This is a genomic window from Oricola sp. (assembly GCF_965230365.1).
GTDB lineage: Bacteria > Pseudomonadota > Alphaproteobacteria > Rhizobiales > Rhizobiaceae > Oricola.
In genome coordinates this window covers 559,834-573,378 of record NZ_OZ246003.1, presented here as the reverse complement: position 1 = coordinate 573,378, position 13,545 = coordinate 559,834, and the positions used below count along the sequence as shown (strand labels likewise).

12 protein-coding genes are annotated in these 13,545 nt (G+C 63.0%); 9 read left to right on the top strand and 3 right to left on the bottom strand.

Annotation, left to right across the window (positions count from 1 at the left end; translation table 11 throughout):
- Positions 1-57: 57 nt before the first annotated feature.
- From lysM to ACO06R_RS02710, 3 genes are all read right to left on the bottom strand, one after another.
- Positions 58-561: a peptidoglycan-binding protein LysM gene (gene lysM / locus ACO06R_RS02720; RefSeq protein ID WP_421855782.1), complete on the bottom strand. Its 504-nt coding sequence runs from the start codon at positions 559-561 to the stop codon at positions 58-60.
- An 80-nt stretch (positions 562-641) separates the two neighbouring features.
- The gene (arfB, locus tag ACO06R_RS02715) at positions 642-1,079 is read right to left on the bottom strand and encodes an alternative ribosome rescue aminoacyl-tRNA hydrolase ArfB (RefSeq protein ID WP_421855780.1); all 438 of its coding nucleotides are present in this window, start codon (positions 1,077-1,079) and stop codon (positions 642-644) included.
- Positions 1,080-1,178: 99 nt separating this feature from the next.
- A complete protein-coding gene (locus tag ACO06R_RS02710) occupies positions 1,179-2,789 on the bottom strand; it encodes a phosphoenolpyruvate carboxykinase (protein WP_421855778.1) in 1,611 nt (536 codons plus the stop codon).
- 364 nt (positions 2,790-3,153) lie between these two features.
- Between ACO06R_RS02710 and ACO06R_RS02705 the strand changes: the two genes are divergently transcribed.
- The 9 genes from ACO06R_RS02705 (at position 3,154) to ACO06R_RS02665 (ending at position 13,525) form a co-directional block, all read left to right on the top strand.
- Positions 3,154-3,858, top strand: a complete 705-nt coding sequence (locus ACO06R_RS02705) for a response regulator transcription factor (protein ID WP_421859173.1) — start codon at positions 3,154-3,156, stop codon at positions 3,856-3,858.
- 42 nt (positions 3,859-3,900) lie between these two features.
- Positions 3,901-5,688: a stimulus-sensing domain-containing protein gene (locus tag ACO06R_RS02700; protein WP_421855776.1), complete on the top strand. Its 1,788-nt coding sequence runs from the start codon at positions 3,901-3,903 to the stop codon at positions 5,686-5,688.
- Positions 5,685-6,176, top strand: a complete 492-nt coding sequence (locus tag ACO06R_RS02695; protein WP_421855774.1) for an HPr kinase/phosphorylase — start codon at positions 5,685-5,687, stop codon at positions 6,174-6,176. The genes ACO06R_RS02700 and ACO06R_RS02695 overlap by 4 nt, the downstream gene beginning before the upstream one ends.
- Positions 6,177-6,301: 125 nt before the next feature.
- Positions 6,302-6,703: a PTS sugar transporter subunit IIA gene (locus tag ACO06R_RS02690; RefSeq protein ID WP_421855772.1), complete on the top strand. Its 402-nt coding sequence runs from the start codon at positions 6,302-6,304 to the stop codon at positions 6,701-6,703.
- Between the two features lie 24 nt (positions 6,704-6,727).
- Positions 6,728-6,997 carry an HPr family phosphocarrier protein gene (locus ACO06R_RS02685; RefSeq protein ID WP_421855770.1) on the top strand — a complete coding sequence of 90 codons (270 nt, stop codon included), beginning with the start codon at positions 6,728-6,730 and terminating at the stop codon, positions 6,995-6,997.
- 108 nt (positions 6,998-7,105) lie between these two features.
- A complete protein-coding gene (gene ahcY, locus ACO06R_RS02680) occupies positions 7,106-8,506 on the top strand; it encodes an adenosylhomocysteinase (protein WP_421855768.1) in 1,401 nt (466 codons plus the stop codon).
- A gap of 253 nt (positions 8,507-8,759) precedes the next feature.
- Positions 8,760-11,213 (top strand): ATP-binding protein, encoded by a 2,454-nt coding sequence (locus tag ACO06R_RS02675; RefSeq protein WP_421855766.1) that lies wholly within the window; start codon positions 8,760-8,762, stop codon positions 11,211-11,213.
- Positions 11,214-11,276: 63 nt separating this feature from the next.
- Positions 11,277-12,791 (top strand): tRNA (adenosine(37)-N6)-threonylcarbamoyltransferase complex ATPase subunit type 1 TsaE, encoded by a 1,515-nt coding sequence (gene tsaE, locus ACO06R_RS02670; RefSeq protein ID WP_421855764.1) that lies wholly within the window; start codon positions 11,277-11,279, stop codon positions 12,789-12,791.
- Positions 12,788-13,525 carry a nucleotidyltransferase family protein gene (locus tag ACO06R_RS02665; RefSeq protein ID WP_421855762.1) on the top strand — a complete coding sequence of 246 codons (738 nt, stop codon included), beginning with the start codon at positions 12,788-12,790 and terminating at the stop codon, positions 13,523-13,525. The genes tsaE and ACO06R_RS02665 overlap by 4 nt, the downstream gene beginning before the upstream one ends.
- The last annotated feature ends 20 nt before the right edge of the window (positions 13,526-13,545 follow it).

The following is a 13,545-nucleotide window of genomic DNA, read 5'->3' as shown; positions in this document are numbered from 1 at the left end:
CAAGTAATATGCGACGGCGGCGCGGCATGCTACCGGCCGCCACCATATTGGACCGGGTCAGCCGAGGTTCGGTATGCGCAGCACCTGGCCGGGATAGATCTTGTCCGGATGGGTCAGCATCGGCTTGTTGGCCTCGAAAATCGCCTCGTATTTGGAGCCGTTCCCATACGCCTTCTCGGAAATCGCCCACAGCGTGTCGCCGGACTCGACAGTATGGAACTTCGGCTCGTCGGCCGGCGCGGCGGCCGCGATCAGGGCGTTCATGTCGACCCCGGCGGCGAGTTTCAGGCCGCTGTCCGGCGGTACGACGCGCAATTCGGAAGCCTCGACCTTGGAAATGCCCAGCGTGTTTCCGACGGCCACGACCGCCTTCTCGAAAATCGACTGGTCGGCGACCGCGCCTTTGACGATCGCGGTGTCGCCCTTGACCTCCACCTGTACCGCATCGGTGCCGAGCCCGTGCGAGTCCAGTTCCTTTTTCAGCTCGTTCGCGTTCTTCTCGTCATCGTCGCCGAAGCCGAGCTTTTTGCCTGCGGATTTTACGAAGTCGAAAAAACCCATTGCATCGATCCTTCCAGGAGTTGGATTGCCGCCCCACGCCATATGGCGAAAAATAGATAGCCCGGAGACAATGCTCGATGCTAGTCCTCGACTTCGACGCCGCCCCGCATTTTCTTGATCTGCGACCGGCCCGCCTTGGCCTTCAGCCGGCGTTCGACAGCGCCACGGCTTGGCCGCGTCTTCTTGCGCGGTGGTGCCGGCGGTTCCAGCGCCTGCAGGATCAGTGCCTTCAGGCGTTCGCGCGCATCGATCCGGTTGCGGTCCTGGCTGCGGTGCCGCCGCGCCTCGATCAGGATCGAGCCGTCCTTGGCCGCGCGCCGGCCGGCAAGCTTCATCAGCCGCGCCCTCTGCGTATCGGAGAAAAGACCGGTCACGCCCGGATGAAAGCGCAACTGCACAGCGGTCGCCACCTTGTTGACGTTCTGGCCGCCGGGGCCGCCGGCCAGCACGAATTCTTCGGTCATCGACCAGCCCGGCAGTTCCATTCCCGGTTTGATTGGCAGATTCTCGGCGCTCATCTGGAATGCTCCGTCATGGCGCTCCTATACCGCGTTCGCGCGCATGAAAAAACGGCGCCCGCATTCACGGACGCCGTTATCGGTCTTTATTCGGCGTTGTTACTCGGCGGCTTCGAGAAATCGAGGCGCCGCATCCATGACCTCCAGGTCGACATGGTCGGCGAATTTCTCGAAGTTGCTGTTGAACATGTCGGCCAGCTTGCGGGCCTGCAGGTCATATTCGGCACTGTCCGACCATGTTCCCCGCGGATCGAGGATCGCCGTTTCGACGCCGTCGACAGCCACCGGAACTTCGAAGCCGAAATTCGGATCGATGCGGAAGTGGGCATTGTCCAGCTTGCCGCCGAGGGCCGCCTGCAGAAGCGTGCGCGTCGCCTTGATCGGCATCCGCTTGCCGGTTCCATATGCGCCGCCGGTCCAGCCCGTGTTGACCAGCCAGCAATTGACGCCGTGGCGGGCGATCAGGTCGCGCAACAGGTTGCCGTATTCGGAAGGATGGCGCGGCATGAACGGCGCGCCGAAGCAGGTCGAGAAGGTTGCTTCCGGTTCGGTGACGCCCTTCTCGGTACCGGCGACCTTGGCGGTGTAGCCGGACAGGAAGTGATACATCGCCTGCGCCGGTGTCAGGCGGGCGAGCGGCGGCATGACGCCGAAAGCATCGGCGGTCAGCATGATGATGTTCGTCGGCTGGCCCGCCTTGCCCGTGGCGCTGGCGTTCGGAATGAACTCAAGCGGATAGGCGCAACGGGTGTTTTCGGTCAGCGTTGCGTCGTGGAAGTCCGGCATGCCGACATCATCAAGGATGACGTTTTCGAGGACCGTACCGAACCGTTCGGTGGTCGAGTAGATTTCCGGCTCGGCTTCGCGCGACAGGCGGATCGTCTTGGCGTAGCAGCCGCCCTCGAAGTTGAACACGCCGTTTTCGCTCCAGCCGTGTTCGTCATCGCCGATCAGTGTGCGCGACGGATCGGCCGAAAGCGTCGTCTTGCCGGTGCCCGACAGGCCGAAGAAAACCGCCACGTCGCCTTCGGATCCTTCGTTGGCCGAGCAGTGCATCGGCATCACGCCGGATTTCGGCAGCAGGTAGTTAAGCGCTGTAAACACCGATTTCTTCATCTCGCCGGCATAGGACGTTCCGCCGATCAGGACGATCATCCGCGACAGGTCGACCGCGATGACCGTGCCTGTGCGGCATTCGTGGCGGTCGGGATCGGCCTCGAACGACGGCAGGTCGATGATGGTCATTTCCGGCACGAACGACTCCAGCGTATCGCGCGCCGGGCGGCGCAGCAGGTTGCGAATGAACAGCGAATGCCAAGCCTTCTCGGTAACCACCCGCACCTTGATCTGATGTTCCTCGTCGGCGCCACCCAACAGATCCTGGGCGAACAGATCCATGCCGCGCGCCTGGTCGAGGAAATCCTGGTGCAGCCGGTCGAAGGCCTCCCGGGACATCGCCTTGTTGTTGTCCCACCAGATGTGCGCGTCGACCAACCCGTCGCGGACCACGAACTTGTCGTTTGCCGAGCGGCCGGTATGGACGCCGGTCTTGGCGACAAGCGCGCCATGAGCGCTGAGTTGTGCCTCGCGCCGGCAAATCGCTTCTTCATAGAGTTGTGCTTCGGTGAGATTGTAATAAACGGCTGCGGGTGCCTGAAAACCATGTTTCTCAAGTCCGTGTGCGGGATTGTGCAAGCCGTTCGCCATCATTGTCCTCACCAGAATTTCGTTTGTTTCGTTTTCAGATACGCATCGCGAATGCGACCCGGTAATTTAATCTGTTTAATTTCCCGTTTAAACAGAGTTAGTCCGTGAAACAGAAATGGCGATTGATTTCAAATGATTAATCGATTTAGGTGGCCAAGAAAAAATTAAATCGGTTCATTTGTGAGAAAACACCCGCAGTTTTTATAGTTAAGCCGGTGTCGCTTGTGCAACACGAGCGCCGGGTGCGTCCGGGGGCGCGATGACACCACCCGGTTTCTGTGCCACATTTTGCGCCAAGTTTCGGCGTCAACCGCTTCTTTTGCGCAAGAGCAAGGGACATGACGCCATGGCTGGGGAGAATTTCAGCATGCAGACCATCGCGCTGGTCGACGATGACCGGAACATTTTGACCTCCGTTTCCATAGCGCTGGAATCGGAGGGCTATCGGGTCGAGACCTTTACCGACGGCGCTTCCGCGCTCGAAGGCTTGCTGGCACGGCCGCCGGCGCTGGCGATCCTCGATATCAAGATGCCGCGCATGGACGGTATGGAACTGCTGCGGCGGCTGCGCCAGAAGACCGACATACCGGTCATCTTCCTTACCTCCAAGGACGACGAAATCGACGAGCTGTTTGGCCTGAAGATGGGCGCTGATGACTTCATCACCAAGCCGTTCTCGCAGCGCCTGCTGGTTGAACGCGTACGCGCGGTTCTGCGGCGCACGGCGGCGCGCGAAGTGGCGGTCAAGGGTGACAGCCCGGCCGCCGCCCAGTCGATCGTTCGCGGCAATCTTGTTCTCGACCAGGAGCGACATACATGCTCGTGGAGGGATCAGCCGGTTACCTTGACGGTGACGGAGTTCCTGATCCTGCATGCGCTTGCGCAGCGGCCGGGCGTGGTGAAAAGCCGTGATTCACTGATGGATGCGGCGTATGATGATCAGGTTTACGTCGACGACCGTACGATCGACAGCCACATCAAGCGGCTGCGCAAGAAGTTCAAGGTCGTCGATGACAGCTTCGACATGATCGAAACGCTGTACGGGGTTGGGTACAGGTTCCGGGAAGCCTGACCTGTTGTGGCACGGGGCATGGAGCCGGACTGACAGCGCGTTATGGTCGTGGAAACGGAGCATATCCCCTATCGGGCCGACGCCGCCGACGAAAAGCCGAAGGCAAAGCGGCAATCGCGTTGGTCCGCCGTCGTCATGAATCCGCTGCGCCGCATCTTCGGGCACTACCTGTTTTCGTCCCTGACAAGGCGCATCCTGTTTCTCAACCTTGCCGCGCTTGGCGTGTTGATGTCGGGTATCCTGTACATCAACCAGTTCCGCGACGGGCTGATCGATGCGCGCGTCGAAAGCCTGATGACCCAGGGCGAGATCATCGCCGGCGCGATTGCCGCGTCGGCCAATGTCGAGACCAACGCGATCCTGATCGATCCCGACAAACTGCTCGAATTGCAGGCCGGCGAGAGCATCGTGCCGAGCGCCGACCGCTTCGATAATCTAGATTTTCCGATCAATCCCGAACGTGTCGCGCCGATCCTGCGCCGGTTGATTTCGCCGACCCGGACACGCGCCCGTATCTACGACCCCGAGGCGAACCTTCTGCTGGACTCCCGCCATCTCTACGCCGGCGGGCAGGTGTTGCGGTTCGAGTTGCCGCCGGTGGAAGATGATGACGACGGTTTCGTGCAGCGGCTCGACCGGCTGGTCGCGCGGATCTTCAGGCGCCGCGATCTATCCATCTACACGGAGCAGCCGGGCGGCTCCGGCACGGCCTATTCGGAAGTCATGGGCGCGCTTGCCGGCGGCCGCTCGCGCGTCGTGCGCGTCACCGAGCACGGCGAGATGATCGTCTCGGTGGCGGTCCCGATCCAGCGTTTTCGCGCGGTGCTCGGCGTCCTGCAACTGTCGACCCAGGGCGGCGACATCGACAAGATCGTCCAGGCCGAACGCTATGCGATGATGCGCGTCTTCCTGGTCGCTGTGATTGTCAACATCATCCTATCGCTGGTACTCGCTGGCACCATCGCCAATCCGCTGCGGCGCCTGGCGGCGGCCGCGGTGCGGGTGCGCCGCAGCATCAAGTTGCGCGAGGAGATCCCGGATTTCTCCAACCGGCAGGACGAAATCGGCAACCTGTCGTCGGCGCTGCGCGACATGACCAACTCGCTATACGCCCGTATCGACGCGATCGAGAGCTTCGCCGCCGATGTCGCGCACGAACTGAAGAATCCGCTGACTTCCCTTCGCAGCGCCGTCGAAACCCTGCCGTTGGCGCGTAACGCGGAGACGCGCAAACGCCTGCTGGATGTCATCCAGCACGATGTGCGCCGCCTCGACCGGCTGATCTCCGATATCTCGGATGCATCGCGCCTCGATGCCGAATTGGTGCGCGAAGATGCGGTCAGCGTCGATGTCGCCAAGCTGCTGCGCGACCTCGCGTCCATTCTCAGCCAGAGCGTGACCAATCCGTCCACCGAGTTGCGGCTGTTCACCGCCAAACTGTCATCCGGACAGCGCGGCTACTTCGTCATGGGGCATGAACTGCGCATCGGCCAGGTGATCACCAACCTGGTCCAGAACGCGTTCTCTTTCGTGCCGGACGAAGGCGGCCGGGTCGATATCCGCCTGGCGCAGACAGCCTATCATGTCGTCGTCACCATCGAAGACAACGGCCCCGGCATCCAGGCGGAGACCATCGAGAAGATTTTCCAGCGCTTCTATACCGACCGGCCCGGCCCCGACCAGTTCGGGCGCAATTCCGGTCTTGGCCTGTCGATCTCCCGCCAGATCATCGAAGCCCATGGCGGCACGCTGACCGCCGAGAACCTGACGGATCCGGAAACCGGCGACATCGCCGGCGCCCGCTTTACGGTCCGGTTGCCGCGCGAATGAACCCCGACGGCACAGGTGAGCGCGACGGGCAGCTCGAACACGCGACGGTGGTCGAGATAGACGGCAGCGGCGTGATCATTCGCGGTCCTTCGGGATCGGGCAAGACCTCGCTTGCGATCGAGCTCATGCAGCGCTGCAAGGCAAACGGTATCGCGAGCGCATTGGTCGCCGACGATTATGCGCTGTTGTCTGCCGATCCGGTCTCGGGTCGGTTGCGGGCCGATGTACCCGAACGCATCGCCGGGCTGATCGAGTTGCGCGGCTGCGGTTTCGTCGCGGTCGCGCCTGACCGGTTCAAGCCGACGACCCAGGTGGCGCTTGCGGTCCTGCTGACCGATCGGACGGGCGCCGAACGCGTGGCCGATCCGGATCGCACCGTTCGCTTGGCCGGTGTGGCGGTTCCGGAGCTGGCATTGTTGAGCAATTCGCCGGTCAGCGCGGCCCATGCGGCTCTGGGCTGGCTGGATCTTGCCGGCAGGATTCTCTGATCGGATGATGGCCGGTAGCATGTCGGTCCAGGTAACACTGAAACTTCTTGTCATCGGGCACAATTGCTGATCATGTTGGGGCGATATTTGGTGGGTTTGTGGACGCCAATGGGAGGCGGGACGGAATGATCGGTGTCGTGCTTGTGACGCACGGGAACCTTGCTGCAGAGTTCAGGAACGCCGTGGAGCATGTCGTCGGTCCGCAGGAGCGGTTCGAAATCGTTTGCATTGGCGCGGACGATGACATGGAGCAGCGCCGCCGCGATATTCTCGCGCGCGTCGCCGAAGTCGACAGCGGCGAAGGCGTCATCATCGTGACCGACATGTTCGGCGGAACGCCGTCCAATCTCTCGATCTCGGTCATGGAAGCCGGGCGGGTGGAGATCCTGGCCGGCATGAACCTGCCAATGCTGATCAAGCTGGCGAAGGCCCGTAACGACAAGCCGATGAGCGAGGCGCTCGAGCTCGCCTGCGAGGCGGGGCGTAAATACGTCAATGTCGCCAGCCAGATACTCGCGGGAAAGTAGGCATACAGGAAGGCGCCCCAAAAAGTGGCCACCCGCGAACTCGTGATCACCAACAAGCGTGGCCTGCATGCACGCGCCTCTTCGAAATTCGTGCATCTGGTCGAGAGTTTCCAGGCAACCGTCACCGTCGCCAAGGACGGACTGACCGTGTTCGGCAACTCCATCATGGGTTTGATGCTGCTGGCTGCCGCTCAGGGCAGCAGCATTGCCGTCACGGCTGAAGGCCCGGATGCCGACGCGGCACTCGACGCCATCGCCGATCTCCTGTCGGACAAATTCGGCGAAGGCGAGTAGCAGCCGGCCAGATCATGGGCGGTATCACGATATAAAGATTTCCTTATGTTGTTGTTGTCAGCTGTTGTACCGTCTGATAGGCAGCGGAAAATTCAACGGAGCTGAACGATGTCCAGTACAAACGATTATGCGATTGCCGACATTGGCCTGGCGGATTTCGGCCGCAAGGAAATCGAGATCGCCGAAACCGAAATGCCCGGTCTGATGGCATGCTGCGAAGAGTTCGGCGAAGCCAAGCCGCTGACCGGCGCGCGGATCACCGGTTCCCTGCACATGACGATCCAGACGGCGGTGCTGATCGAAACGCTGAAGGAACTGGGCGCGGATGTGCGCTGGGCGTCCTGCAACATCTTCTCCACCCAGGACCATGCCGCCGCCGCCATCGCTGCAACCGGGACACCGGTCTTTGCGATCAAGGGTGAATCGCTCGAGGACTACTGGACCTATACCGATCAGATTTTCCAGTGGCCCGACGGCGGTCTTTCCAACATGATCCTCGACGATGGCGGCGATGCGACGATGTACATCCTGCTCGGCGCGCGCGCCGAGGAAGGCGAGGACGTGCTGTCGAATCCGGGTTCCGAGGAAGAAGAGGTTCTGTTCGCGCAGATCAAGAAGCGCATGGAGGCCAGCCCCGGTTGGTTCGTCAAGCAGCGCCATGCCATCAAGGGCGTGACCGAGGAAACGACGACCGGCGTGAACCGGCTCTATCAGCTGCAGAAGAAGGGCCTGCTGCCGTTCCCGGCGATCAACGTCAACGATTCCGTCACCAAGTCGAAATTCGACAACAAGTATGGCTGCAAGGAATCGCTGGTTGACGGCATTCGCCGCGCAACTGACGTGATGATGGCCGGCAAGGTTGCCGTCGTCTGCGGTTACGGCGATGTCGGCAAGGGCTCCGCTCAGTCGTTGCAGGGCGCCGGCGCCCGGGTCAAGGTTACCGAAATCGATCCGATCTGCGCATTGCAGGCAGCGATGGACGGTTTCGAGGTGGTGACGCTCGAAGATGTGGTTTCGACAGCTGACATTTTCATCACCACCACCGGCAACAAGGACGTCATCCGGCTCGAGCACATGCGCGAGATGAAGGACATGGCGATCGTCGGCAACATCGGCCACTTCGACAACGAGATCCAGGTCGCCGGGTTGCGCAATCTCAAATGGACCAATATCAAGCCGCAGGTCGACATGATCGAGTTTCCGAAGGGAAACCGCATGATCCTGCTGTCTGAAGGCCGTCTGCTGAACCTCGGCAATGCGACCGGCCATCCGAGCTTCGTCATGTCTGCGTCCTTCTCCAACCAGGTGCTGGCGCAGATCGAACTGTTCACCAAGGGCGAGGAATACCGGCACGAGGTTTACGTGCTGCCCAAACAGCTCGACGAGAAGGTTGCACGCCTGCATCTGGCCAAGCTCGGAGCGGCGCTGACCGATCTTTCCGACGAACAGGCCTCCTATATCGGCGTCGTGCCGGAAGGTCCCTACAAGCCGGAACACTACCGGTACTGAGTTCGTCCAACTCGGACACAACATATGGGGATCGGGGATGCCGGAACGGCTCCCCGGTCTTTTTTTATGCCCGTGACGCTTCACGCAGAATCCGCGTGAGGGTATTTTGGGTTGATTCGCGCGTTCGAGGATGGTGGCGATCGGGGCGCGACGTGTCGAAGCGGAATCCGTCAATGCCGTGTGATTTCGTGCTTGCGACAAGGGGACGCGAATGCCGACATCTGGGGTCGGGACGAAACGTAAGAGCCGAGGCATGCGCCTTGGCGGGCTGCGCTATGCGCTTGCCGCCACGGCGTCAACGGCCGCGCTGACGACGGCAACCCACGCCCAAGACGCCGGGGCTCCGGTCTTCGGCCTGATCAGTCCGGCGCTTGGCACGCCGGAAGTCGTGCAGTTCGCGCTTTTTGCCGGCGCCATGACCGCCGCACTCGCCTCCGCACTCTGGTTGATCCGCGAACGCGGCAGGACTGCCGCGCAAAACGATGCGCTGCGAGCCAAGGTCCAGGCCCTGAATGGCCAGATCGCGACCCTGGAAGCGCTGGCGCGCACCGACGGACAGCGCGCGATCATCTGGGAAGACAAGGACCGCAAACCGGCCGTGATCGGTGCGCTTGAAGCCTCGACCGGCGCGCCGGCGGAACGCTCCACCTTCCTCGCGTTCGGCCGCTGGCTGGAGCCGCGTTCGGCGGCGCGGTTGGAGCATCTGATCGCCGATCTGCGCGACGAGGCAAAACCGTTTTCCGACATTATCGAGACCCGCGCCGGCGCTCCGCTGGAAGTGACCGGCCGCACCAATGGATCGAGCGCGGTGGTGCGTTTCGCCAATCTGGCTTCCGAACGGGCGACCGGCGCCAAACTGGCGCTCGAACACAATCGCGTGGTGCAAATCCTGCAGACATTGAAGTCCCTGCTCGACGCGATGGATGCACCGGCCTGGTTGCGCGACTCCAACGGCGCTCTGACCTGGGTCAACGCGTCCTATGCCCGCTCAGTGCAGCAGGAAGACGCCGCGGAGGCGGTCGCGCGCGGATCGGAGCTCTTCGGTTCGCAGGCGCTGCGCCGGATCTCCGAGCAAAGCCGGACCGAGAGCGGATTCAATGAGCCGGTGTCGACGGTGGTCGACGGCGATCGCGTCGTCTTCGAAGTGTCGGAAACGCCAGGCCCCTGGGGGTCGGCCGGGATCGCCATTGATCAGACGGAATTCGATGCGATCCGCAGCGAGTTGAACAAGACGATTCGCAGCCACGAGGAAACGCTCGACCAGCTCAACACGGCCGTTGCCATGTTCGACGAGAATGCGCGCCTGCGTTTCTACAACCAGGCTTTTCGCGAACTGTGGGGCCTGGACGTCGCCTTCCTGGAATCCGTGCCCGACAACACCATGTTGCTGGACCGGCTGCGCGCCGAGGGCAAGCTGCCCGAGCAGCCGGAATGGCGGCGCTGGAAGGACGGCATCCTGGCGGCCTATCAGTCGATCGAGCCGCAGGAGCACTGGTGGCACCTGCCGAGCGCCCAGACCCTGCGCGTTGTCGCCAGCCCGCACCCCAAGGGCGGGCTGACCTGGGTGTTCGAGGATCTGACCGAGCGCATCGATCTGGAAAGCCGCTATAAAACCATGGTGCGGGTTCGCGGCGAGACGCTGGATCATCTCGCCGAGGGCGTGGCGGTGTTTGCCGCCAATGGCAAGCTGCAGCTTGCCAATCCGGCCTTTGCGCGGTTCTGGGGCATCGAGGCGCTGATTGCCGAGGATGGCGTGCACATCGCCCGGATCGCCGCCGAATGCGGCAATGAGGAAACCTGGAAGCATTTTGCCGGCATCGTGACCGGGTTCGACGATGATCGGGGCGATGAGGCCGGGCGCTGCGAACAGGACGGCCTGACGCTTTCCTGGATGATTGCGCCGCTGCCCAATGGCCAGACCATGATCACCTTCGTCGATGTCACCGCCAGCGACCAGGTGGAGCGGGCGCTGCGCGACCGCAATGACGCGCTGGAACGCACGGCGCGACTGCGCAACCGCTTCGTGCAGCACGTGTCCTACGAACTGCGCACACCGCTGACCAACATTGCCGGCTTCACCGCTCTGCTTGCGAGCGACGACACCGGTCCGCTGAACCGCAAGCAGCGCGAATATGTCGACCACATCTCCTCGTCTTCCGACGCGCTGATGCTGATTGTCGACGACATTCTCGATCTGGCGACGATCGATGCCGGAATCATGGAGCTCGATTTCCGGGAAATCGAGATCGAGCCGGTCATGCGCGAGATCGCCACCGCGCTCGCGCCGCGCCTCCAGGAACACGAAATCGATCTTGCCGTGCGCATCGATCCGGACATCGGCGCCATTCACGCCGACGGCTCCCGGCTGCGCCAGGCGGTCTACAACGTGCTTTCCAATGCCGCCGATTTCGCGCCCGAAGGAACGACCGTGGTGTTTACCGGCGAACGCGAAGCCAACGGTGTCGTCATCAAGATCCGCGATCACGGGCCGGGCATTCCCGAAGACTCATTGAACGAGATCTTCAATCCCTTCCATACGGGCAAGCCGGGCCGCCGGCGCGGCGCCGGTCTCGGCCTGTCGCTTGCCAAAAGCTTCGTAACCCTGCATGACGGCCGCATCGAGATCCAGTCGTCGCCGGAACGCGGAACCGAAGTCCACCTGCATTTCCCGCAGGTTCCCCCCAGCATGCAGGTGGCGGCCGAGTAAGACCGCGAGGGTGTGGCTGCAAGCGTGCCGATGGAAGCCGTAGTGACGTGCGAAGCCCTGTCAATGACATTTTCCGGCGAGGCCGCGTTCAGCGCCTTTGCCGCCGACTTCGCGCGTGCGCTCGCACCGGGCGACTGTGTGCTGCTGGAAGGCGACCTCGGCGCCGGCAAGACGACCTTCGCGCGCGCCGCGATCCGGGCGCTGGCCGGTGCTGGTGGCGACCGTCTCGAAGTGCCGAGCCCGACCTTTACCCTGGTACAGACCTATGATCTGGCGATGCCGGTCGCGCATTTCGATCTTTACCGGATCGCCGATCCGCAGGAGTTGGACGAACTCGGGGTGCCGGAGGCGCTGGCCGAGGGTATCGCGCTGGTCGAGTGGCCGCAGCGCGCGGCGGATTTTCTGCCGGGCGATGCGGTGCATCTCGCAATCCGTGAACCGGCCGACGACCCGGCATCGCGCGCCGTGACCGTGACCGCGTCGGCCGGCTTTGCCGCGCGGCTGCACCGCAGCCTCGATATCCGGGCGTTTCTCGACGCGCGGGGTTGGTCAGGCGCAACGCGCCGCTTCCTGCTCGGCGATGCATCGACCCGCGCCTATGAGACGGTCGAGCATGACGGCAAAACGGCGATCCTGATGGACGCGCCGCGCCGGCCCGACGGCCCGCCGGTGCGCGACGGCAAGCCCTACTCGCAGATCGCCCATCTGGCCGAAGACGTGACGGCCTTCGTCGCCATCGGCAAACTGCTGGCCGGGCGCGGCTTCCGCGCGCCGCTAATCCATGCCTTCGACCTCGATTGCGGCCTCGTTCTGCTGGAACATCTCGGCGATGCCGGCATTGTCGATGAAAACCGCGTGCCGATCCGCGACCGCTATCTGGCGGCGGTGGAATGCCTGGCGGCGATGCATGCCGCCGACTGGCCGCGGACCGTCGAAGTCGGCAACACCAGCCACCGGATCCCTGAGTTTGACCGCGGCGCCTTCCTGATCGAGACGGGGCTTCTGACCGACTGGTTCGTGCCGCGCGCGACGGGATTGCCGCCGGGCGAGGCGGCAACGAAGGAATTTCGCCGGCTATGGAGCGAGGCCTTCGAACAAGTCGATGCGATGCAGAAAAGCCTTCTTCTGCGCGATTTCCATTCGCCGAACGTGTTGTGGCTTGCCGATGAAATTGGATCGCGCAGGGTCGGGCTGATCGATTTCCAGGACGCCTTGTGGGGTTCGACCGCCTATGACGTCGCCTCGCTCGTCCAGGATGCGCGCGTCGATGTCCCGCCGGGGTTGCAGGTCGAGATGCTGGATCGCTACTGCGCCTGCCGCGCGGCGCAACCGGGCGGCTTCGACGAAGAGGCGTTCCGTATGGCGTTCGCGGTCCTCGCCGCGCAGCGCGCGACCAAGATCCTCGGCATTTTCGTGCGGCTCGATGAGCGCGATGGAAAGCCGGCTTACCTTTCGCACATCCCGCGCCTGCAGGCCTATCTGCGTCAGGTGTTCGATCATCCCGCGCTCGCCGATCTGGCGGCATGGTACGAGCGGCATGGCGTGCTGGACGCGACGATAGGGCCGCAGCGGCAATGAGCGCGAAGATCGATACGGCGATGGTGCTTGCCGCAGGGTTCGGCAAGCGGCTGCGGCCGATCACCGAAGCGATCCCGAAACCGCTGGTGCCGGTTGGCGGGCGGACCATGCTCGACCGGGCGCTGGACGCCGCCGAGGATGCGGGCATAACCAAGGCCGTCGTCAATGTGCATTGGCTCGGCCAACAGATCGTCGATCACTGCGCGCACCGGGCGTCGCCGGAGACCGTCATCAGCGACGAACGCGACCGCATCCTCGAGACGGCGGGCGGCGTGATCAAGGCCTTGCCGCTGCTCGGCGGTGCGCCGTTCCTGCTGTTGAACGCCGACACGTTCTGGGTCGAACGCGGCAAGTCCAATCTGAAGGCGATGATCGACGCTTTCGACCCGTCGCGGATGGATGTACTCCTCATGCTGTGTCCGCTTGACCGGACGACCGGGCATAGTGGCGGCGGCGATTTCGCGATGAATGCCGACGGCCGGCTGGCGCGGCTGGAGGACAAATCCGATCCCGCCGGCCTGCTCTATGCCGGCGCGACGATCTACAACCCTGCTGTCTTCAACGGCGCCAAAGCCGAGCCGCATTCGCTGAACGTCTATTACGACAAGGCCATTGCGCAGGGCCGGCTGTTCGGCCACGTGATGGAAAACGCGCACTGGTTTACGGTCGGAACGCCCGAGGCGCTGCCGGCGGCCGAAGCCGAACTGGTATCGCTCTCGCACCGGTTCCATTGACCGCGACATGCGTGGCAGCC

Coding starts and splice junctions, on each gene's coding strand:
- lysM (WP_421855782.1), bottom strand. CDS start 561: ATGGGTTTTTTCGACTTCGTAAAATCCGCAGGCAAAAAGCTCGGCTTC.
- arfB (WP_421855780.1), bottom strand. CDS start 1,079: ATGAGCGCCGAGAATCTGCCAATCAAACCGGGAATGGAACTGCCGGGC.
- ACO06R_RS02710 (WP_421855778.1), bottom strand. CDS start 2,789: ATGATGGCGAACGGCTTGCACAATCCCGCACACGGACTTGAGAAACAT.
- ACO06R_RS02705 (WP_421859173.1), top strand. CDS start 3,154: ATGCAGACCATCGCGCTGGTCGACGATGACCGGAACATTTTGACCTCC.
- ACO06R_RS02700 (WP_421855776.1), top strand. CDS start 3,901: ATGGTCGTGGAAACGGAGCATATCCCCTATCGGGCCGACGCCGCCGAC.
- ACO06R_RS02695 (WP_421855774.1), top strand. CDS start 5,685: ATGAACCCCGACGGCACAGGTGAGCGCGACGGGCAGCTCGAACACGCG.
- ACO06R_RS02690 (WP_421855772.1), top strand. CDS start 6,302: ATGATCGGTGTCGTGCTTGTGACGCACGGGAACCTTGCTGCAGAGTTC.
- ahcY (WP_421855768.1), top strand. CDS start 7,106: ATGTCCAGTACAAACGATTATGCGATTGCCGACATTGGCCTGGCGGAT.
- ACO06R_RS02675 (WP_421855766.1), top strand. CDS start 8,760: ATGCGCCTTGGCGGGCTGCGCTATGCGCTTGCCGCCACGGCGTCAACG.
- tsaE (WP_421855764.1), top strand. CDS start 11,277: ATGACATTTTCCGGCGAGGCCGCGTTCAGCGCCTTTGCCGCCGACTTC.
- ACO06R_RS02665 (WP_421855762.1), top strand. CDS start 12,788: ATGAGCGCGAAGATCGATACGGCGATGGTGCTTGCCGCAGGGTTCGGC.